The organism is Acidimicrobiia bacterium (genome assembly GCA_040881685.1).
Classification (GTDB): domain Bacteria; phylum Actinomycetota; class Acidimicrobiia; order IMCC26256; family PALSA-555; genus SHVJ01.
On sequence record JBBECS010000047.1, the window covers coordinates 29118 to 48582 of the forward strand.

General features: G+C 67.8%; 20 protein-coding genes. 15 read left to right on the forward strand and 5 right to left on the reverse strand.

Translation table 11 applies throughout. The features are described from left to right. Positions 1 to 27 precede the first annotated feature (27 nt). On the reverse strand, positions 28 to 615 hold the full coding sequence (locus WEE69_12175) for a hypothetical protein (protein MEX1146051.1): 588 nt from the start codon (positions 613 to 615) through the stop codon (positions 28 to 30). Between the two features lie 190 nt (positions 616 to 805). On the opposite strand from WEE69_12175, the gene WEE69_12180 reads away from it, so the two are divergent. The 3 genes from WEE69_12180 to WEE69_12190 are packed head-to-tail and all read left to right on the forward strand — an operon-like array spanning position 806 to position 4601. Further along, positions 806 to 1972, forward strand: coding sequence for a GuaB3 family IMP dehydrogenase-related protein (locus WEE69_12180; protein ID MEX1146052.1), 1167 nt, complete (start codon positions 806 to 808; stop codon positions 1970 to 1972). 10 nt (positions 1973 to 1982) lie between these two features. Beyond that, entirely contained in the window at positions 1983 to 3524 is a 1542-nt protein-coding gene (gene guaA, locus WEE69_12185) for a glutamine-hydrolyzing GMP synthase (protein MEX1146053.1), read from the forward strand. A 51-nt stretch (positions 3525 to 3575) separates the two neighbouring features. Continuing rightward, on the forward strand, positions 3576 to 4601 hold the full coding sequence (locus tag WEE69_12190; protein MEX1146054.1) for a class I fructose-bisphosphate aldolase: 1026 nt from the start codon (positions 3576 to 3578) through the stop codon (positions 4599 to 4601). On the opposite strand, the gene WEE69_12195 is transcribed toward WEE69_12190, so the two are convergent. Then, entirely contained in the window at positions 4598 to 4873 is a 276-nt protein-coding gene (locus WEE69_12195) for a hypothetical protein (GenBank protein MEX1146055.1), read from the reverse strand. The genes WEE69_12190 and WEE69_12195 overlap by 4 nt on opposite strands. Before the next feature lie 133 nt (positions 4874 to 5006). On the opposite strand from WEE69_12195, the gene dtd reads away from it, so the two are divergent. Together dtd and WEE69_12205 are read left to right on the forward strand one after the other, a co-directional pair. Then, entirely contained in the window at positions 5007 to 5444 is a 438-nt protein-coding gene (gene dtd / locus WEE69_12200; GenBank protein ID MEX1146056.1) for a D-aminoacyl-tRNA deacylase, read from the forward strand. Positions 5445 to 5506: 62 nt separating this feature from the next. Continuing rightward, entirely contained in the window at positions 5507 to 7882 is a 2376-nt protein-coding gene (locus tag WEE69_12205) for a UvrD-helicase domain-containing protein (GenBank protein MEX1146057.1), read from the forward strand. On the opposite strand, the gene WEE69_12210 is transcribed toward WEE69_12205, so the two are convergent. Then, entirely contained in the window at positions 7869 to 8333 is a 465-nt protein-coding gene (locus WEE69_12210; protein MEX1146058.1) for a hypothetical protein, read from the reverse strand. The genes WEE69_12205 and WEE69_12210 overlap by 14 nt on opposite strands. 207 nt (positions 8334 to 8540) lie before the next feature. Here WEE69_12210 and WEE69_12215 point away from each other — a divergent pair, with 207 nt between their 5' ends. The 3 genes from WEE69_12215 to sucD all read left to right on the forward strand — a co-directional run bounded on the left by WEE69_12215 (position 8541) and on the right by sucD (position 11187). Then, positions 8541 to 8957: a cobalamin B12-binding domain-containing protein gene (locus WEE69_12215; GenBank protein MEX1146059.1), complete on the forward strand. Its 417-nt coding sequence runs from the start codon at positions 8541 to 8543 to the stop codon at positions 8955 to 8957. Positions 8958 to 9044: 87 nt separating this feature from the next. After that, entirely contained in the window at positions 9045 to 10196 is a 1152-nt protein-coding gene (gene sucC, locus WEE69_12220) for an ADP-forming succinate--CoA ligase subunit beta (protein ID MEX1146060.1), read from the forward strand. 106 nt (positions 10197 to 10302) lie between these two features. Then, positions 10303 to 11187 (forward strand): succinate--CoA ligase subunit alpha, encoded by an 885-nt coding sequence (sucD, locus tag WEE69_12225; protein ID MEX1146061.1) that lies wholly within the window; start codon positions 10303 to 10305, stop codon positions 11185 to 11187. Positions 11188 to 11225: 38 nt separating this feature from the next. On the opposite strand, the gene WEE69_12230 is transcribed toward sucD, so the two are convergent. Continuing rightward, positions 11226 to 12233 carry a hypothetical protein gene (locus tag WEE69_12230; protein ID MEX1146062.1) on the reverse strand — a complete coding sequence of 336 codons (1008 nt, stop codon included), beginning with the start codon at positions 12231 to 12233 and terminating at the stop codon, positions 11226 to 11228. 132 nt (positions 12234 to 12365) lie between these two features. After that, positions 12366 to 12845 (reverse strand): hypothetical protein, encoded by a 480-nt coding sequence (locus tag WEE69_12235; protein MEX1146063.1) that lies wholly within the window; start codon positions 12843 to 12845, stop codon positions 12366 to 12368. A gap of 161 nt (positions 12846 to 13006) precedes the next feature. On the opposite strand from WEE69_12235, the gene purN reads away from it, so the two are divergent. The 7 genes from purN (at position 13007) to WEE69_12270 (ending at position 19425) form a co-directional block, all read left to right on the forward strand. Beyond that, positions 13007 to 13567, forward strand: a complete 561-nt coding sequence (gene purN, locus WEE69_12240; GenBank protein MEX1146064.1) for a phosphoribosylglycinamide formyltransferase — start codon at positions 13007 to 13009, stop codon at positions 13565 to 13567. Then, complete coding sequence (purH, locus tag WEE69_12245; protein MEX1146065.1) at positions 13564 to 15072, forward strand: bifunctional phosphoribosylaminoimidazolecarboxamide formyltransferase/IMP cyclohydrolase; 1509 nt, start codon at positions 13564 to 13566, stop codon at positions 15070 to 15072. The genes purN and purH overlap by 4 nt, the downstream gene beginning before the upstream one ends. Next, positions 15072 to 15926, forward strand: coding sequence for a tetrahydrofolate dehydrogenase/cyclohydrolase catalytic domain-containing protein (locus tag WEE69_12250; GenBank protein ID MEX1146066.1), 855 nt, complete (start codon positions 15072 to 15074; stop codon positions 15924 to 15926). The genes purH and WEE69_12250 overlap by 1 nt, the downstream gene beginning before the upstream one ends. Further along, the gene (locus WEE69_12255; protein ID MEX1146067.1) at positions 15923 to 16135 is read left to right on the forward strand and encodes a hypothetical protein; all 213 of its coding nucleotides are present in this window, start codon (positions 15923 to 15925) and stop codon (positions 16133 to 16135) included. Before WEE69_12250 ends, WEE69_12255 begins: the two co-directional genes overlap by 4 nt. 42 nt (positions 16136 to 16177) lie before the next feature. Then, entirely contained in the window at positions 16178 to 17374 is a 1197-nt protein-coding gene (gene icd, locus WEE69_12260; protein ID MEX1146068.1) for an NADP-dependent isocitrate dehydrogenase, read from the forward strand. A gap of 199 nt (positions 17375 to 17573) precedes the next feature. After that, positions 17574 to 18317 carry a J domain-containing protein gene (locus WEE69_12265; protein MEX1146069.1) on the forward strand — a complete coding sequence of 248 codons (744 nt, stop codon included), beginning with the start codon at positions 17574 to 17576 and terminating at the stop codon, positions 18315 to 18317. 109 nt (positions 18318 to 18426) lie between these two features. Beyond that, positions 18427 to 19425 (forward strand): malate dehydrogenase, encoded by a 999-nt coding sequence (locus WEE69_12270; protein ID MEX1146070.1) that lies wholly within the window; start codon positions 18427 to 18429, stop codon positions 19423 to 19425. The last annotated feature ends 40 nt before the right edge of the window (positions 19426 to 19465 follow it).

Below are 19465 nucleotides of genomic sequence, written 5' to 3' on the forward strand. Positions count from 1 at the left end.
CTCGGGCCAAGGCCCGACGGACACCGATCATGAGGAGAGGACGAACGTCGAGAGCACCTGGGTTGCCACCGCCCCGGTCTCGCCGTAGGTGAGGAAGGCGACCAAGCCGAGATCTGGGAACACCACGATGAGGGCAGCGCTGATGTCGGGGTTCGGGTCCACCAGCACCGACATGCCGTTCAGCACCGCGGGCTTGGTCGCTCGGGCGACTGCGATCTCGGATGCCGCCGCGAGCGGCGTCATCAGGACCGTCTCGGTGTGCCCGACGAGGTGGGCGGGGCAGTCCTGCCTGGTGCCAGGCACGCCGAGGAAGACGGCGTGCTGGTCGACTCGTACACAGGTGCGAGGCTCGGCGGCGAGGTCGTACACGGGCCAGTCGGTCGGGACCGTGAGTTCCAGTCCGCCGTAGCGGACGACCTGGCCGTCGGTGGTCGGGGCCACGGCCGTCGTGGTCGAGGTCGGCGGCTCGGTGCTGGTGGAGGTGGTGGGCTCGGACGTGGTCGTCACCGGCTCGGCTCGGATGCTCGGACCATCATCACCGAAGGCGCCGAGCGCGACCGCGCCGAGCAGCGCGACCACGACGAAGAGGGCGAGCGCGGGGATTTTGTGGCTCATGGGGGAAGAACGAGTCGCCGGGGGCGGCGGAATTCGCTGCTCGTGACACTACCCACCGCCCTGCGCACGCTGATCGCGGGTCCCGGAAGGGGCCACAAACGGCGGTATTCTCGACGTCCGGCACGGAACCAAGACGTCCGGCACGGAACCAAGACGTCCGGCACGGAACCAAGAAGAGGAGTCTCAGGACGTGGAAGTCGAGATCGGGATCGGCAAGTCCGGACGGCGTGCCTACGGGTTCGATGACATCGCCATCGTTCCGAGTCGCCGCACGCGTGACCCCGAAGACGTCGACATCACCTGGGAGATCGACGCGTTCAAGTTCGGGCTGCCGCTCATGGCCGCGGCGATGGACGACGTCGTGTCGCCGAAGACCGCGGTCGAGATCGGCAACCTCGGCGGGCTCGCGTGCTTGAACCTCGAAGGGCTGTGGACGCGTTACGACGATCCCGATCCGTTGTTCGAGGAGATCGCCGACCTCCCGGCTGAAAAGGCAACGCGTCGCATGCAGGAGATCTACGCGGAGCCGATGAAGGAAGAGCTCATCGGCAAGCGCATCCGCGAGATCAAGGACTCAGGCGTCACCGCGTGCGCATCGCTCACGCCGCAGCGCGTCGAGGCGCACGCGAGCGCCGTGCTCGAAGCCGAGCTCGACATTCTCGTCATTCAGGGCACGGTCGTGTCGGCCGAGCACGTGTCGAAGGACGAATCACGCCAGCCGCTCAACCTCAAGAAGTTCATCCGTGAGTTCGACCTCCCCGTGATCGTGGGCGGGTGCGCGTCGTACTCGACGGCACTCCACCTCATGCGCACGGGCGCCGTCGGGATCCTGGTGGGTGTGGGGCCTGGTCACGCGTGCACCAGTCGGGGTGTGCTGGGAATCGGCGTGCCGCAGGCCACAGCCATCGCCGACGCCGCGGGAGCGAGGATCCGGCACCTCGACGAGACGGGTGTCTACGTGCACGTCATCGCCGACGGCGGGATGCGCACCGGTGGCGACATCGCCAAGGCGATCGCGTGCGGCGCCGACGCGGTGATGGTCGCGTCGCCGCTCGCCAGCGCGTACGAAGCGCCCGGCAAGGGCTACCACTGGGGCATGGCGACGTTCCATCCCACCCTGCCGCGTGGCGCGCGGGTGCACCAGGGCCTCAAGGGTTCGCTCAGCGAGATCCTCGTCGGGCCGGCGCACGAGAACGACGGCACGCTCAACCTGTTCGGCGCGCTACGCACGTCGATGGCGACCACCGGCTACGAGACGCTCAAGGAGTTCCAGAAGGCCGAGGTCATGGTCGCACCCGCGCTCAAGACCGAGGGCAAGGTTCTTCAGCGCGAGCAGCACATCGGCATGGGGCGCTAGCCCCGGCCTGGTGACGCCACAGCACGACACGATCCTCGTCGTCGACTTTGGCGCGCAGTACGCACAGCTGATCGCCCGCCGCGTGCGCGAGGCACGCGTGTACTCCGAGATCGTGCCGCGCACGATGCCGCTTGCTGACATGCTGGCCAAGCGGCCGAAAGGGATCATCTTCTCGGGCGGCCCCGCGTCGGTGCACGTCGACGGCGCGCCCTCGATCGACCCCGCGGTGTACGCCGCGGGCGTGCCGATCCTCGGCATCTGCTACGGCGCGCAGCTCGTGGCGCTCCAGCTCGGCGGCAATGTCGAGCGCACGGGCGGCGGCGAGTACGGACGCACCCAGATGACGCGGTCGGGCTCGTCGGTGATCTTGAGCGCGCTGCCCGAGGAGCAGCAGGTGTGGATGAGCCACGGCGACGCCATCACCGGCGCGCCGCAGGGGTTCGCGGTGACCGCGAGCTCGCCGGGTGCACCGGTCGCGGCGCTCGAAGACCGGGACCGTGCCCTGTACGGCGTGCAGTTCCACCCCGAGGTGGTGCACACCGAGCGTGGCCAGGAAGTGCTGCGCGCCTTCCTGTTCGACGCATGTGACTGCCGACCCACGTGGACGAACACGAACATCATCGACGAGGCGGTCGCCGAGATCCGCGCGCAGGTGGGCGACGAACGCGTCATCTGCGGCCTGTCCGGCGGCGTGGACTCCGCCGTGGCCGCGGCGCTCGTGCACCGTGCCATCGGTGACCAGCTCACCTGCGTGTTCGTCGACACCGGCCTGCTGCGGCTCAACGAGGCCGAGCAGGTCGAGGAGACGTTCCGGCGCCAGTTCCACGTCGACCTCGAGCACGTCAAGGCCGCCGATCGGTTCCTCGAGGCGCTGACGGGTGTCTCGGAACCAGAAGACAAGCGCAAGATCATCGGCGAGACGTTCATCCGCGTGTTCGAGGAGGTTGCACGCGAGCTGTCCGATGCCCGCTTCCTCGTGCAGGGCACGCTGTATCCCGACATCGTGGAGTCGGGTGGCGGCGACAACGCCACGATCAAGTCGCACCACAATGTCGGTGGGCTTCCCGCCGACATGAAGTTCGAGCTCGTCGAGCCGCTACGCCACCTCTTCAAGGATGAGGTGCGCGCCGTGGGTGAGGAGCTCGGCCTCCCCGAGGAGATCGTCTGGCGCCAACCGTTCCCCGGCCCGGGTCTGGCGGTGCGGATCATCGGCGAGATCACGCCCGAGCGCCTCGAAACCCTGCGCGCGGCCGACCACATCGTGGTCGAGGAGATCCAGCGCGCCGGTCTTTACCGCGAGATCTGGCAGAGCTTTGCCGTGCTCCCGGCGGAGGTGCGGACCGTCGGCGTGATGGGCGACGGCCGCACCTACGAGCACCCGGTGATCGTGCGTGCGGTTACGTCGGAGGACGCGATGACGGCCGACTGGGCCCGCCTCCCCCACGACCTCCTCGAGCGCATCGCCTCACGGATCATCAACGAGGTCACCGGCATCAACCGTGTCGCCTACGACATCACCAGCAAGCCCCCCGGCACCATCGAGTGGGAGTAAGGCCTCGGAGCAGCCGAGCGAGCGAGCGCGACCAGGACTTAGGATCGGGGCATGGACCTTGACGCGCTGAGATCTACTGCCAACGACCTCGTTGCCCCCGGTAAGGGCATCCTTGCCGCCGACGAGTCGAGCGGCACCATCAAGAAGCGCTTCGACTCGATCAAGGTGGAGTCGACCGAGGAGAGCCGCCGCGCCTACCGAGAGCTGCTCTTCACGACGGACGGCGCCGAGGAGCACATCAGCGGCGTGATCCTCTACGACGAGACGATCCGTCAGTCGTCATCCGACGGCACCCCATTCCCGAAGCTCCTCGCCGACCGGGGGATCATCCCCGGCATCAAGGTCGACACCGGCGCCCACCCGCTCGCCTTCGCCGGTGAGGACGAGGCCATCACCGAGGGGCTCGACGGCCTGCGAGAGCGCCTCGCCGAGTACAAGGACCTCGGTGCGCGCTTCGCCAAGTGGCGCGGCACGTACACGATCAGCGACGTGCTCCCGTCGGACTACGCGGTGCGGGTGAACGCCCACGCACTCGCCCGGTACGCGGCGCTGTGCCAAGAAGCGGGCATCGTGCCCATCGTGGAGCCCGAGGTCTTCATGGAGGGCGACCACAGCATCGAGCGGGCGTTCGTCGTCACGTCGGCGGTGCTCGACGCGGTCTACGACGAGCTGTTCCACCAGAACGTGCACTTCGAGGGCACATTGCTGAAGCCGAACATGGTGCTGCCGGGCTACGACTCCTCGGAGCAGGTCGACGACGAGCGGGTCGAGCACTTCACGATCCACTGCTTCAAGCGCACGGTCCCGGCGGCGGTTCCCGGCATCGTGTTCCTCTCGGGCGGCCAGACCGACGAGCAAGCCACGAGTCGACTCAACGAGATGAACAAGAGCGGGCCGCACCCGTGGCAGCTCTCGTTCTCGTACGGGCGCGCGCTCCAGGCACCCGCGCTCAAGGCCTGGCTCGGCCAAGAAGCGAACGTCGGTGCCGCGCAGAAGGCGTTCTCACACCGCGCTCGCCTCAACGGCGCGGCCCGCTCCGGCAGTTACACGCCGAAGATGGAGACCGAAGCCGCCTAGAACTTCTGGAATTTGGGGCCTTCGGCCGCGGCCTTGGCCGCGTTGTACTTCTTGAGCGCGCGGCTGTGGCCGCGGGCACCGGGGCGGAACCATCCGCCGGTGCGAACCTTGTGGACCTTCTTCTCGAGGTTTTTGAGGCGCTCGTAGAGATCTTCTTCGGGCGTTGCGTGGGCGACGCTGTCCATGGCGTCGTGGATCTCGTCGAACCGCCGCCGTGTCTGCCCGTACTCATCGTCGAGACGCTTCTTGGCGTGCTCCAGATCGTCTGCCATGGCGGATGCTCCTTCATTGCCGCGCTCGCTCGGCGGCAGGCTACCTGCCGCCGCCCTCCGGGCGCTCGCCAGCGGCTGCGAACTTCCTCCGCTCCCGAAGGTCGCTCCGGTCGCCGCCTCGTACGCTGCGGCAGTGCGAGCGCTCGTTCAGCGGGTGACCGAAGCGAGGGTCAGGATCGACGCCGAGGTCGTGGGTGAGATCGGTCAGGGGCTCTGCGTGCTCGTCGGCGTCACGCACGGGGACGGCAACGGCGAGGCGAACCGCCTGGCCGACAAGGTGTGGACATTGCGGGTGTTCGACGATCCCGACGGCGTGATGAACCTCGGCTTGGCCGACGTCGGTGGCGAGGTGCTCGTTGTGAGCCAGTTCACGCTCTACGGCGACACCCGCAAAGGCCGACGCCCGTCGTGGACCGAAGCGGCGCGCCCCGAGGAGGCGGAGCCGCTCTGCGACGCCTTCGTGACCGCGTTGCGAGGCTTGGGTGCAACCGTGGCGACTGGCGTATTCGGCGCGCACATGCTCGTCGAGCTCGTGAACGACGGTCCGGTCACGTTGATGTTGGAGGTGTGACCGCTCGCCGCAACGCGGCGTGGGACGGAAGCGTCATCGAACGTCTGTACGATGGCCGCGTCATGGCTGAGCCCACCATTGCGCCTCCCGTTGAAGGTCGCGCGCGCGGCGAGGACCTCCTCGCGGGGCTGAATCCCGTTCAACGTGATGCGGTGACTGCACCCGACGGGCCGTTGCTCGTCGTTGCCGGTGCAGGCTCGGGCAAGACCCGCGTGCTCACGCACCGGATCGCCTATTTGATCGCCGAGCGCAAGGTGTCGCCGTTCGGCCTGCTCGCGATCACGTTCACGAACAAGGCCGCCGGCGAGATGAAGGAGCGGGTGGCCGCGCTCGTCGGTCCGGTCGCCCATCGAATGTGGGTCAGCACGTTCCATTCCGCCTGTGCTCGCATCCTGCGGCGCGAGGCGCAGCACGTGGGGTTGCGCTCCTCGTTCTCGATCTACGACCAGTCCGACGCGGTCCGGCTCGTCGACTACGTGCGTCGTGACCTCAACCTCGATCCGAAGCGCTTCCCCCCGCGCCAGCTCCACGGCCGCATCTCAGCCCTGAAGAACGAGCTGATCGGCCCCGTGGAGGCGACCGACGCCGCGTTCACACCACCCGAGAGGCGACTGGCCGAGGTCTACACCGAGTACCAGCGCCGCCTCCTCGATGCGTCAGCCGTCGACTTCGACGACCTGCTCGCACTCGCCGTGCAGCTCTTCCGTGAGCACCCTGACGTGCTCGAGCGCTGGCGCGGCCGCTTCCACCACGTGCTCGTCGACGAGTTCCAGGACACGAACCTCGCGCAATGGGAGCTCGTACGCATGCTCGGCGAAGCGCACCGCAATGTCATGGTCGTAGGCGACCACGATCAAGCGGTGTATTCCTGGAGAGGGGCAGACGTTCGTAATCTCATGAAGTTCGAAGAGGTGTTTCCCGAAGCGACGATCATCCTCCTCGAGCAGAACTACCGATCGACGAGGGCGATCCTCGACGCCGCCAACGCGGTGATTGCCAACAACGTGGCGCGCATGCCCAAGCACCTGTGGACCGAGGAGATCGAGGGGGAGCTGCTCACGCGGTACCACGCCGAAGACGAGCACGACGAAGCCGCGTTCGTGGTCAACGAGATCACGCGACTGACGGAGAGCGAGGGCCATCGGTTCCGCGAGTGCGCGGTCTTCTACCGCACGAATGCACAGAGCCGCGTGATCGAGGAGCGGTTGGTGCGCGCCGGCGTGCCGTACCGGGTGGTGGGTGGCGTCAAGTTCTACGACCGTCGTGAGGTCAAGGACGCCCTTTCCTACCTGCGCGCACTCGTGAACCCCGACGACGAGGTGTCGTGGAAGCGCATCGTCAACACGCCCAAACGCGGCGTCGGCGACACCTCCATCGCCAAGGTCGATGCGTATGCCCAGGCCGGTGGCCTCACCTTCCGTGACGCGCTCCGAGAGGCGGCGGCCGCGGGCGTGAGTGGCCGGTCGCTCGGCGGCGTTCGCGACCTGCTCGACATCATGGGCGAGTTCGAGAAGATCGCCGCCGGCGGCGTGGCGCGCACGGTCGAGGCGATGCTCGAGCACACCGGGTATCTGGCCGAGCTCGAGTCCGAGCGCACGATCGAGGCTCAGGGGCGCATCGAGAACCTCCAGGAGCTCGTGGGGGTGTGCCGAGAGTTCGACGAAGCGCTCGACAGCGGCGACGTGTCGGGCCTCCCCGGCATCGCCGGCGTCGGCGCCGCGCTCGAAGCCGACGGCTCGGCGCACGCGTCCTTCGAGGCGCCACAAGGGCTCGCCCGCCTCCAGGCGTTCCTCGAGGCCATCTCGCTCGTCACCGACCTCGACACCGCGGAGAACGACCCGCACGTCGACGAGGGCGACACGAGCGCGGTCACGCTCATGACGCTGCACTCGGCCAAGGGCTTGGAGTTCCCCATCGTGTTCGTGACCGGGCTCGAGGATGGTGTGTTCCCGCATATCCGCAGCCTCGGCGACCCCGAGCAGCTCGAAGAGGAGCGACGCCTCTGCTACGTGGGCATCACGCGTGCCCGCGAGCGCCTCTACCTGTGCCACGCGTGGTGCCGCACGCTCTTCGGGAACACCGACTTCTACCCGCCGAGCCGGTTCCTCGCCGAGATCCCCGAAGAGCTCGTGAACTCGATCGGGGAAGAGCGCTCACGCGGCGGGCTCGGGCAGCACCGCGACGCGATCGTGGCGGCGGCGATGCGCTCGGGCAACGCAGCGCCCGCGGGCGCATCCACCAGCGGCGGCTCGATGGTTGGCCACGGCGCCGACGCGCTCGGCCTGAAGGTGGGCGACGATGTCGTGCACGACACGTTCGGCGAGGGCGTGATCCTCGACGTGGAGGGCCAGGGCGACCGCGCTGAGGCGACGATCAACTTCCGCGACCTCGGCGAGAAGCGTCTCCTTCTCGCGTGGGCCCCGCTCAGGAAGGGCTGAGCCCACGGTTCGGCGCAGGTGAGATCTTGCGGAAGTCGACGTACACCGAGCCCTTGGGCGAACCGTCACGCGGGCCGATCGTGACCTTGTAGCGGTCGAGGTTCTCGGAGCTCAGCTCCTGATCGTTGCAGTCGACGTAGGCGTCGCGCTGAGCCTTCCACTTGACCACGCAGTCCTTCGTGCCGGGCCGATCGAGGACGAGCGCCACGAGCTCGCCGTCTTCAACATCGAGCCAGTAGCCGTCGCCGCCGCTCGGGTTGGCGAAGTAGTACGGGCTCGCCTTCAGGATCTTCCGCTCCAGCGAGCGCTCCCGTCCGATGTACTGGGGTCCGTTGTCGCTGCTCTTGCGCAGCGTTGCGACCCAGAGCACACCACCGAAGAACACGGCCGCGATCACGAGGAAACTTCCCGTGATCAAGAGGAGCTGGCGGTCGGATCGGCTGGGCGGCACGTCTCGCATTCTTGTCGTTGCGAGCAGCCGAGCGTCCCTCGGAGAGGGCGGGCTCGGGTGACGAGTGGCCTTGCCGCTCGTCACCCACGAGACGGAGCCTGCGACGTCGACCATGGAGTTGGTCCCCGAGCCCGAGCGAGCGCGACCCTGATTAGGGTGACGGCCCGAGAGTCGCCGAAGGACCAAGCAAGGGGAAAGGGAAGGATCATGCGCCGGCGTTACCGCGTCGTCATCGCCAAGCCTGGGCTCGACGGGCACGACCGGGGCGCCAAGGTGATCGCCCGTGCGTTGCGCGACGCTGGCTTCGAAGTGATCTACACCGGCCTCTTCCAGACACCCGAGCAGGTTGCCGAAGCGACGCTCCAGGAGGATGCCGACGCGGTCGGACTGTCCGTGTTGTCGGGCGCACACCTCACGCTCTTCCCGAAGGTGGTGGAGCTGCTCCAGGAGCGCGGACGCGGCGACGTGCTGGTGTTCGGTGGCGGCATCATCCCCGACGATGATCAGACCGCGCTCCAAGCCGCGGGAGTCGCCCGCTTGTTCACCCCGGGCACGCAGCTCGACGAGATCACCACCTGGCTCGAACAGGCACTCGATGAGCGCGAGGCGAGTCTGACTGGTTGATTGAAGGTGAGCGACCGCGGCGCAGGTACCCTGCGCCGCAGCGAGCCGGGGCCTAGCGGCCCGGCGCCATGCGCCAGGAGCGGAAAATTGGACTTGTTCGAGTATCAAGGCAAGCAGCTGTTCGCGCGCTACGGGATCCCCGTTTCACCGGGTGAGGTGGCCCGCACGGCTGACGAGGCGGTCGCGGCCGCCGACCGCATCGGGTATCCGGTCGTGGTCAAGGCCCAGGTGCAGGTCGGGGGGCGCGGCAAGGCTGGCGGTATCAAGCTCGCGGCCGACGCCGACGAGTGCCGCACCCATGCGTCGAACATCCTCGGCATGGACCTCAAGGGTCACGTCGTCGAGATCGTCTGGATCGAGCAGGCGAGCGACATCAAGAGCGAGTACTACGCGTCGTTCACGCTCGACCGAGCCGCAAAGCTCCACCTCGGAATGCTCTCTGCCCAGGGCGGCATCGACATCGAGCAAGTCGCCAAGGACAGTCCTGACGCCATCGCGCGACTCCACGTCGACCCGGTGGACGGCCTCGACGAAGCGCGGTGTCGCGAGTGGGTGGCCGAGGCGGGGCTCGACACCGAGGCGAACGACGGCGCCGTCGAGCTCCTCCTGAAGCTGTGGCACTGCTACGTGGATGCCGACGCCGACCTTGCCGAAGTGAACCCACTCATTCTCAAGCCCGATGGGACGGTGCACGCGCTCGACGCCAAGGTCACGCTCGACGACAACTCCGTGTTCCGCCACCCCGAGTACAAGGAGTACGACGCCACCCAGGTGCGTGACGAGCGCGAACGCGCCGCGCACGACAAGGGCCTTCAGTACGTGGGGCTCGAGGGCTACGTCGGCATCATCGCCAACGGCGCCGGGTTGGCGATGAGCACCGTCGACATCGTGAGCCAGGTCGGTGGCAAGCCCGCCAACTTCCTGGACATCGGCGGCGGCGCCAACGCCGAGGTCATGACGGGCGCACTCGAGGTGATCAACAACGACCCCGACGTGCGCTCGATCTTCATCAACATCTTCGGCGGCATCACGAAGGGCGAAGAGGTGGCCAACGGGATCGTCGCCGCGCTCGAGCGGGTGGCCATCGATGCGCCGATCGTCATCCGCCTCGACGGCACCAACGCCGACGAGGGCAGGAAGATCCTCGAGTCACACCTGTCCGAGTCGCTCCAGATCCAGCCGACGATGGTCGACGCGGCCCGCCGGGTCGTGGAGCTGGCCCAAGCGAGGCCGAGGTGAGCGCCAGCGGCGCAGGTACCCTGCGCCCAAAGCAGCGAGCCGGCCGCCGAGGTGGGGTGGAGCGGCCCGGCGCGTTCGCGCCGAGAGCGGGAGAGGGGAAGTAGTCGTGGCCATCCTTGTGGACGAGACCACGAAGGTCGTCTACCAGGGCCTCACGGGTTCACAAGGCAGTTTCTACGGACAGCTCAACCGCGACTACGGCACCCAGGTGGTCGCGGGCACCAACCCGAAGAAAGCCGGCACCGACGTCGACGGCATCCCGATCTTCGCGACCGTTGCGGAGGCGGTGAAGGCGACCGGCGCAAACGTGTCGTGCGTGTTCATCCCGGCGCCGGGCGTGAAGGACGCCGTGATGGACGCGGCCGCGGGCGGCGTCGAGCTGATCGTGGTGATCACCGAGGGCGTGCCCGCGCACGACGAAGCGTGGTTCTACAACAAGCTCCGGCGCGACCACCCGAACGTGCAGCTGCTCGGGCCCAACTGCCCAGGGATCATCAGTCCGGGCAAGTGCAACATCGGGATCACCGCCGGGCACATCGCCAAGGAGGGCGGGCCGGTCGGCATCGTGAGTCGATCGGGCACGCTCACCTACCAGGCCCTCTACGAGCTCAAGACCAACGACATCGGCGTCACCACGTGCGTCGGCATCGGCGGCGACCCGGTGCCGGGCACGAGCTTCATCGACTGCCTGCGCGCCTTCGAGGCCGATCCAGAGACGAAGGCCGTGATGATGATCGGTGAGATCGGTGGCTCGGCCGAGGAGGAAGCGGCCGCGTTCATCAAGGCCGAGATGAGCAAGCCGGTGGTCACCTACATCGCGGGCGTCACCGCGCCGCCCGGTAAGAAGATGGGCCACGCGGGCGCCATCGTGTCGGGAGGCAAGGGCACTGCGGCGGCGAAGATGGATGCGCTCGAGGACGCCGGTGCCCTGGTGGCGCTCAATCCCACCGAAGCGGGCGAGAAGATGGTCGGGGTCGTCGCCAAGCTCTAGGCCGAGCGACGACCCCTCCGCATCTCCAGGTTCGGGCGCTAGCCGGTCGTCCCGGCGTCCACGTTCCCGTCGACGTACTCGTTCAGCCGCGGCGCGGCGTACCAGGCGAGTCCGCCCAGACCCAGCGCCATGGCCGCGAACATCCCGGCAAGGCCAAGGTTGCTGTTCGCGACGTCAGCCGAGACGATGGTGAGTCCGATCACGATGAGGATCACGCCGATCCACGTCGAGAACCGTCGATCCGTTCCCCACCCACCGACGAGGCCCACGAGTAGCCCGGCGAGCGCCAACAAGAGCCCGCCCACGATCGCGTCCTCTCTGACAGCGAGGACGACAGATCCCGAGATCGTGGCGACCAGTCCCGCGAAGATGAATGGCGTTGCCGCACCGGCGAGCTTCTTGCGATCGAGCGCCGCTGCCGCGCCGAGGTACACGAGCCCGATGATCATCGCAGCGACACCGGTCTCGCTGGTGTTGTCACCTGCGTCCGCGGACCCGTCGATGAACGGCGTGCCCGAACCGCCGAGCGGCGACTCCGAGGACGTCACCTCTCCCTGGAAGGGGAGGGCGCCGTTGCCGTTGTCGATCTCCCAGACGATCCACGAGAACAGCAGCAGGAGCACGAGGCCCAGCAGGATGCCGCGGCCCTTCGTCCACAGGACCGTATAGAGGACCGCGTAGCTGACGATGGTGACCGCATAGAAGATGCGGAGATCGCCTTCGCCGCTGCCTCCGTCGCTGAACAACACGTAGTTCCACAGCAGCGGGACGGCGAACACGATCAGCGTCACCGCGCCGGTGCGGACCGGTCCGGAGATCTGCGCGCCGACGACGGTGCCGATCACGAGCAGCGCAACACTGAAGAGGATGCCCGGCAAGGTCGGGTCGTCGCTCGTGACCTCCGTGATCAATGAAGCGGTAGCGAAGACGATGAACGCCCCCGCACCGGCGCCGAGCACATGCGCAAAGCCTGGCTCGGGACGACGTTGACTCCGCCAACCGAGCTTCTCGAAGAAGCCGGTCGAGGTGGAGATGACTGAGCTCATTCAGACCCCCTCTTGGTCGAAGCGGCAGATTGGTCCGCCGCTGACTACTTCGTCAACACGGCTGGCAACCGCGCCGTGACGCGGAGCGGCCCCCGCCGAAGCGGGGGCCGCTCGAGTGCGTGTGAAAGCTGCCTACGCAGCCGGCGGCCGCGGCGGCACTGCGCCACCACCAGCCTTCTCTTCTTGGAACTTCAGGTAGCCACCGAGCGCAAGACCCACCGCGGCGACGAAGCTCACGAAGAGGCCGATCGCCCGATCGAAGGCCTCGTCGAAACCAAAGGCGCCGGGTACGTCGATGAGCCGGATGGTGAGGAACAGGAGCGCAACGACGCCAAGACCCAGATGGATCTGACCCCACGTGACGCTCCCGGGCGCATCCACGTTCATGTTTCCGAACTTGGAAGCAAGGATCTGCCCCACCATCACGATGCCGACCAGCACTGCGAGCCAGCCGAGCGTGGTGTCCCAGCCGTTAATGCCCGGGTCGAAGCCCTGAGTGTCGATGGCGTCATCGACCTTGTACCACTTGAAGAACGAGAAGATGAGCAGGACGATCCCGCTGACGCAGATGAGCTGCTCGCCGCGGGAAAGCTTCTTGATATCTACAGCCATTCAGTTGCCTCCGAACGACAGTCAATTGAGGGCGCGACCGCCGTTCGGGCGCCCGGTGGCAGCCCACCACGGATTCGTCCTCGATGCAAGGACCAAGGACTGACCGCGCCCGACTTCGCGGGCCTGAGAGTGGTTACAACCCGTCCGATATTGTCCGCTCCATGCGGCGGCTCGGAGTGCTCGCGTCCGGGAGCGGGACGATCCTCCAGGCCCTGCTCGACGCCGGGCTCCCCGTGGCCGTCACCGTGGTCGACCGAGAATGCGCCGCGGTGGGGCGCGCCGAAGCGGCCGGTGTGGCCGTCGAGCTCGTAGAGCGAGAGTCGTTTGCCGCCGACTTCGACCGTGACGGCTACACCCATCGCGTGGTCGACGCGCTGAAGCGCCATGAGGTGGATCTTGTGGCGATGGCCGGCTTCGGCACGATCCTGTCGCAAGAGATTCACGACGCGTATCCGTCACGCATCCTCAACACCCACCCGTCGTTGCTCCCTGCATTCAAAGGCTGGCACGCGGTGCGCGACGCACTCTCGGCGGGTATCGACATGACCGGTTGCACGGTGCACCTTGCGACGCTCGAAGTCGACGAGGGCCCGATCCTCGCCCAGGTTGAGGTACCGGTCTTGCCCGACGACACCGAGGAGTCGCTGCACGAGCGCATCAAGGAAGTGGAGCGCACGCTGTACCCACAAGTGATCCGCGAACAGCTCGAGGCAGCGTCGTGACGCGCCGGGCGCTGCTGTCGGTATACGACAAGACGGGTCTGGCCGACCTCGCGCGCGGGCTGCACGAGCTCGGGTTTGCGCTCGTGGCGTCGGGTGCCACGGGGGCCACGATCGCCGAAGCGGGAGTGCCGGTGACGGCGGTCGCTGACGTGACCAGCTCGCCCGAGATGCTCGAGCACCGGGTGGTCACGCTGCACCCGAAGATCCACGGCGGCATCCTCGCCGACCGCGGGAAGGAGTCACACCGGGCCGATCTCGAGACGCACGGCATCGAGCCGTTCGATCTCGTGGTCTCGAACCTCTATCCGTTCGAGGAACGCCCTGACATCGAGACGATCGACATCGGCGGACCGGCGATGGTGAGGGCCGCGGCGAAGAACCACGCCTGGGTCGGCGTGGTCACGAGCCCTGAGCAGTACGACGGCGTGCTCGAGGAGCTCCGCACGAACGGAGGCGAGCTCTCGATCGACACGAGGCGGGCGCTCGCGCTCGAGGCGTTCGCCCGCACGGCCGCGTACGACGCGGCCATCGTCCATTGGCTCGAGGGCGACGATCTCCTCCCGGGTCATCTCGTGCTCTCGCTCGAACGCACCGACGACGAGCTGCGCTACGGCGAGAACCCACACCAGCAAGGTGCGCGCTATCGCCTCACCGGCACGACTAGCTGGTGGGACGGCGTGCACCAGCACGCGGGTCTCGCGCTCTCGTACCTGAACTTCTACGACACCGACGCCGCGTGGCGGTTGGTACACGATCTCGGGGGTGAGCCGGCGTGCGCCATCATCAAGCACGCCAATCCGTGCGGCGTCGCGGTTGCCGATGACCTCGCGACCGCGTACCAGCGCGCGCTCGAGGGCGACGAGCGCTCCGCGTTCGGTGGGATCGTGGCGCTGAACCGCCCGCTCGATGCGGCCACCGCGGAGCTCATGGTCGCCGGGCCGCAGGCCGACGTCGTGATCTTCCCTGCCCACGACCAGGGCACCGTCGAGGCGCTCGTCGCAAAGCGCAAGAACACGAGAATCCTGGAAGCGCCGGCCCCGGAGCCGCTGGAGCGAGACGTGCGCCAGATCTCCGGTGGCTTCCTCCTGCAGGAGCCGCACCGCTTCGTGGCCGGCCGCGACGACTGGCGCGTGGTCACCAAGGTCGCGCCCACCGACGCGCAGTGGCGAGACGTGGAGCTGGCCTGGCGGATCTGCGGCCACGTGAAGTCCAACTCCATCGTGCTGGTCAAGGACGGCCAAGCCGTCGGCATCGGCGCCGGCCAGCAGAACCGGGTCGAAGCGGGGGAGATCGCGGCGAAGAAGGCGGCGGGCCGAGCCACAGGCGGCGCGTGCGCGAGCGACGCGTTCTACCCGTTCCCCGATGGCATCGAGGCTGCGGCCGCGGCCGGCGTCGCGGTGGTCATCCAGCCCGGAGGGGCCATGCGCGACGAGCCCAACATCGAACGCGCCGACGAGCTTGGTCTCGCCATGGTCTTCACCGGCGAGCGCCACTTTCTCCACTGATGGGCCGCATGCTGCCGGGTCAGCCGGTCGCCGACGCGATGTTCGAGTCGCTGGTGCCTCGGATCGAGAAGCTTGTCGACCGAGGCTTCACACCGGGGCTGGGAACGATCATCGTCGGCGACGAGTCCGCGAGCGTCCGCTACGTCGACATGAAGAACAAGAAGGCAGTCGAGCTGGGCTGTCATTCGCGGAGCGAGCACCTTCCCGAGAGCACGAGCCAGGCCGAGCTGCTCGCGGTGATCCGCGATTTCAACGAGGATCCAGCGGTCGACGCCATGCTCGTGCAGCACCCGACGCCGCCGCAGCTCGACTACGACGCCGCGCTCCTGGCCATCGACCCCGACAAGGATGTCGACGGCATGCACCCGCTCAACATGGGGCGGCTCGCACTCGGCATGCCGGGCCCGGTGCCATGCACACCCGCCGGCATCGAGGCATTGCTCGCGCACTACGACATCCCCGTCTCGGGGCGGGGGGTCTGCATCCTCGGTCGTGGCTACACGCTCGGTCGACCACTCGCGTTGTTGTTGTCGCAGAAGCGACCGACGGCCAACGCCGCCGTCACCGTGGTCCACACCGGCGTGCCGGATTGGCCGGAGTACACGCGTCGCGCGGAGATCGTGATCGCCGCAGCGGGTGTGCCCGGGATCCTCCAGCCTGAGCACATCACGCCAGGGGTTGTGGTGGTGGGGGGCGGTGTTCGTTACGAGGGCAAGAAGCTGTTGCCCGACGTGGACGAAGCCTGCGAGGAGGTTGCCGGCGCGATCACCCCGCGCGTCGGCGGTGTCGGACCGACGACCATCGCGATGCTGTTCAAGAACGCCATCGAGGCCGCCGAGAGGCGGGCGGGATGAGCGCCCCGGCCGTCCCGCCGGTCGTCGATGCGTGCCCGCTGTGCGAGACCAGCGTTACCAGCGCCGAGTCACGCTGTCCGGTGTGCGGCTTCGACCTCGCCGGCGTCGGCGACCGGCCGGTGTTCACGAAGCCACTGTTCTGGTGGACCGCGATGGGCTTTCTCGTCGTCTACCTCGTTACGCTCGCGATCGTCGCCGCAACGCGTTAGGTGGGCGCGGCGAACGAGCGGAGCGAGCGAGTGCGAGGTGGGTTGATGTCCGAGAAGATCACCCTGGTCGACGGGGTGCTGCACGTGCCGGACGATCCGATCATCCCCTTCATCGAGGGGGACGGCACCGGCGTCGACATCTGGCCCGCGTCGAAGCTGGTGCTCGACGCCGCCGCGAAGAAGCACGGCAAGACGATCGAATGGAAAGAGGTGCTCGCGGGCCAGAAGGCGTTCGACAACACCGGCGACTGGCTGCCCGAGGAGACGGTTCAGGCGTTCCGTGACCACCTGATCGGGATCAAGGGCCCGCTCACCACGCCAGTCGGTGGCGGGATCCGCAGCCTCAACGTCGCGCTGCGCCAGATCATGGACCTGTACGTGTGCTTGCGCCCGGTGCGCTGGTTCACCGGCGTGCCGTCGCCCGTGAAGCACCCCGAGAAGGTCGACATGGTGATCTTCCGGGAGAACACCGAAGACATCTACGCCGGACTCGAGGTCGAAGAGGGCACACGCGAGGCGAAGAAGCTGATCGGGATGCTCAAGGAAGCGTTCGGGTGGGAGATCAAGCCCGACTCCGGCGTCGGCATCAAGCCGGTCTCCGAGAGCGGCTCGAAGCGACTCATCCGCGCCGCGATCCAGTACGCGGTCAAGCGCAACCGCAAGAGCGTCAACCTCGTGCACAAGGGCAACATCATGAAGTTCACCGAAGGCGCGTTCCGTGAATGGGGCTACGAGCTCACGCGCGACGAGTTCTCGGATGTCGCCGTTGGGTGGGACGACTGCGGCGGTGATCCAGGCGACAAGATCCTCGTGAAGGACTCGATCGCCGACATCACGCTCCAGCAAGTGCTCACTCGCCCCGACGAGTTCGACGTGATCGCCACCCTCAACCTGAACGGCGACTACCTCTCCGACGCGCTCGCCGCGCAGGTCGGTGGCATCGGCATCGCACCGGGCGGGAACATCAACTACGTGACCGGACACGGCGTGTTCGAGGCCACGCACGGGACCGCACCGAAGTACGCGGGCCAGGACAAGGTGAACCCCGGTTCGGTGATCCTCTCCGGCGTCATGATGTTCGAGCACCTCGGTTGGCAAGACGCCGCCGACGACATCGTGCGCGGCATCGAAGCGACGATCGCCGACAAGATCGTCACCTACGACTTCGCCCGCCTCATGGACGGCGCCAAAGAGGTCAAGACCTCCGAGTTCGCCGCCGCCATCGTCGAACGGCTGTGAAGCGAGCGGCCGCGCTGCAGGTACCCTGCGGCGCTGCGAGCGGGGCCCGAGCGGCCCGGCGCAGGCGGCGGCTTTGCCGACCGCCGGAGCGCGGAGTCGTCGCTCGCGACGACGACCAATGGAGGCGCGAAGCGCCAAGAGCGGGAATTTAGGTGCCATGCTCCTCGCCGAGCTGAACGTTCGGCATACACGGCGGCACATGCCCACTCGACGGGTTGCGCTCGACAGCATGTACCTGCCGACGAATGGTCCCGCGTACGGCGGCGTGCTGTTGGGTGCCGTGGTCGTTGAGCACGTCGGCGCGCTCGACGAAGACCAGCAGGAGATGCTCCCGCGGCTCCTGCACGACGCCCGCGCCGGGTTGCACGTGCCGCGCATCGCGATGCGCTACCGACTCCAGATCGATACACACGGTCTCGACCGGTCGCGCCACCGGATCATCGGCGAGGAGCTCACCGGCGGTGCGCGCCAGGTTGTGATCGAGCTCGACTGCCACGGGCGTGCCGCGCCGCAGGTGATCGGCGCGGTGATGGCCGCGGCCGCCCTCCCGGAATTGACTCGCGCGGCGGCGGTGCGCGCCATCGAGGCCGCCTTGCGCTCCGGCAGTCTCCCCGAGGGCTTCGTGATTCGCCGACTCCTCGAAGGCGTGCCCGGCCTCGCACCGTTCGCTCCGGGCATGCGGCCGACTCCATCTGCCAATGGTGACGATCGGTGGCGCGGCGTACCTGCCGAGCGACGCTGGGCGATGGAGGTGCTCGGTCTCAAGGCCGACATGGTCGTGGAGCGCGACGACGTGCAGGCGCGCTTCCGCCGCCTTGCTCGCCTCGCTCACCCCGACCACGGAGCGTCGTCCGATGGCGCGGCCGAGCGGCTCGCCGAGCTGGCCGAGGCGCGTAGCTTGCTGCTCGACCTGGAAACGGTCGACTCGGCGGCGCGCCGGTAGTCCTCTTTGCCCGCGCTCGGCGCTAGGCGCCGGGCCGCTCCTCCCTACCTCGGCGAACGCCTCCCTGCGGCGCAGGGTACCTGCGCCGCTTCGGTAGCCTCAGGCGCTCATGACGAAGTCACCGGTCCACGTCACAGTGACGGGCGCGGCGGGCCAGATCGGGTACGCGCTCGTGCACCAGGTTGCCAACGGCACGCTGCTCGGACCCGACCAGCCGGTCGTCCTGCGCCTGCTCGAGATTGAGGCGGTCATGAAGTCGCTCGAGGGCGTCGTCATGGAGCTCGAAGATGGCGCGCACCCGTTGCTCGAGGGCATCGTGGCCACGTCCGACTTGAAACAGGCGTTCGACGGCACGTCGTGGTGCCTGCTCGTCGGTTCGATCCCTCGCAAGGCGGGCATGGAGCGCCGCGACCTGCTGTCGATCAACGGCGGCATCTTCAAGCCGCAAGGTGAGGCCATCAACGCGAACGCAGCCGAAGACGTGCGGGTGCTCGTCGTGGGCAACCCGTGCAACACGAACTGCCTGATCGCGCGCACGAACGCGCCCGACGTGCCCGACGACCGTTGGTTCGCGATGACCCGTCTCGACGAAAACCGGGCCAAGACCCAGCTGGCGCGCAAGGCGGGCGTCAAGGTGCGCGACGTCTCGAACCTCGCGATCTGGGGCAACCACTCGAACACCCAGTTCCCCGACTTCACGCACGCAAAGATCGAAGGCAAGTCGGCGACCGACGTGATCACCGATCGAGCGTGGCTGGAGACCGAGTTCATCGACACGATCCAAAAGCGCGGCGCCGCGGTGATCGAAGCGCGCGGCGCGTCATCGGCGGCGTCGGCCGCGCATGCCGCGGTTGAGTCGGTGCAGAGCATCTGGCAGAAGACTCCCAAGGGCGACTGGCACTCGCTCGCCGTGGTCAGCAACGGTGAGTACGGCGCGCCCGAGGGCTTGCAGTTCGGCTTCCCAGTCCGCACCGACGGCAAGACGTGGGAGATCGTCGAGGGCCTGGAGCACGACGACTTCGCCCGCGCCAAGATCGCGGTGACGACCGAAGAGCTGGTCGGCGAGCGCGAAGAGGTCAAAGACCTGCTTCCCGCTCTCGGCGCTTAGCGCCGGGCCGCTCCACTTCACCTCGGCGACCGCTCGCTAC

Excerpts from the sequence above, each read along its gene's own strand:
- WEE69_12175 (MEX1146051.1), bottom strand. The coding sequence starts at position 615 with ATGAGCCACAAAATCCCCGCGCTCGCCCTCTTCGTCGTGGTCGCGCTG.
- WEE69_12190 (MEX1146054.1), top strand. The coding sequence starts at position 3,576 with ATGGACCTTGACGCGCTGAGATCTACTGCCAACGACCTCGTTGCCCCC.
- WEE69_12195 (MEX1146055.1), bottom strand. The coding sequence starts at position 4,873 with ATGGCAGACGATCTGGAGCACGCCAAGAAGCGTCTCGACGATGAGTAC.
- WEE69_12205 (MEX1146057.1), top strand. The coding sequence starts at position 5,507 with ATGGCTGAGCCCACCATTGCGCCTCCCGTTGAAGGTCGCGCGCGCGGC.
- WEE69_12215 (MEX1146059.1), top strand. The coding sequence starts at position 8,541 with ATGCGCCGGCGTTACCGCGTCGTCATCGCCAAGCCTGGGCTCGACGGG.
- WEE69_12230 (MEX1146062.1), bottom strand. The coding sequence starts at position 12,233 with ATGAGCTCAGTCATCTCCACCTCGACCGGCTTCTTCGAGAAGCTCGGT.
- WEE69_12235 (MEX1146063.1), bottom strand. The coding sequence starts at position 12,845 with ATGGCTGTAGATATCAAGAAGCTTTCCCGCGGCGAGCAGCTCATCTGC.
- purN (MEX1146064.1), top strand. The coding sequence starts at position 13,007 with ATGCGGCGGCTCGGAGTGCTCGCGTCCGGGAGCGGGACGATCCTCCAG.
- WEE69_12250 (MEX1146066.1), top strand. The coding sequence starts at position 15,072 with ATGGGCCGCATGCTGCCGGGTCAGCCGGTCGCCGACGCGATGTTCGAG.
- WEE69_12255 (MEX1146067.1), top strand. The coding sequence starts at position 15,923 with ATGAGCGCCCCGGCCGTCCCGCCGGTCGTCGATGCGTGCCCGCTGTGC.
- WEE69_12265 (MEX1146069.1), top strand. The coding sequence starts at position 17,574 with ATGCCCACTCGACGGGTTGCGCTCGACAGCATGTACCTGCCGACGAAT.
- WEE69_12270 (MEX1146070.1), top strand. The coding sequence starts at position 18,427 with ATGACGAAGTCACCGGTCCACGTCACAGTGACGGGCGCGGCGGGCCAG.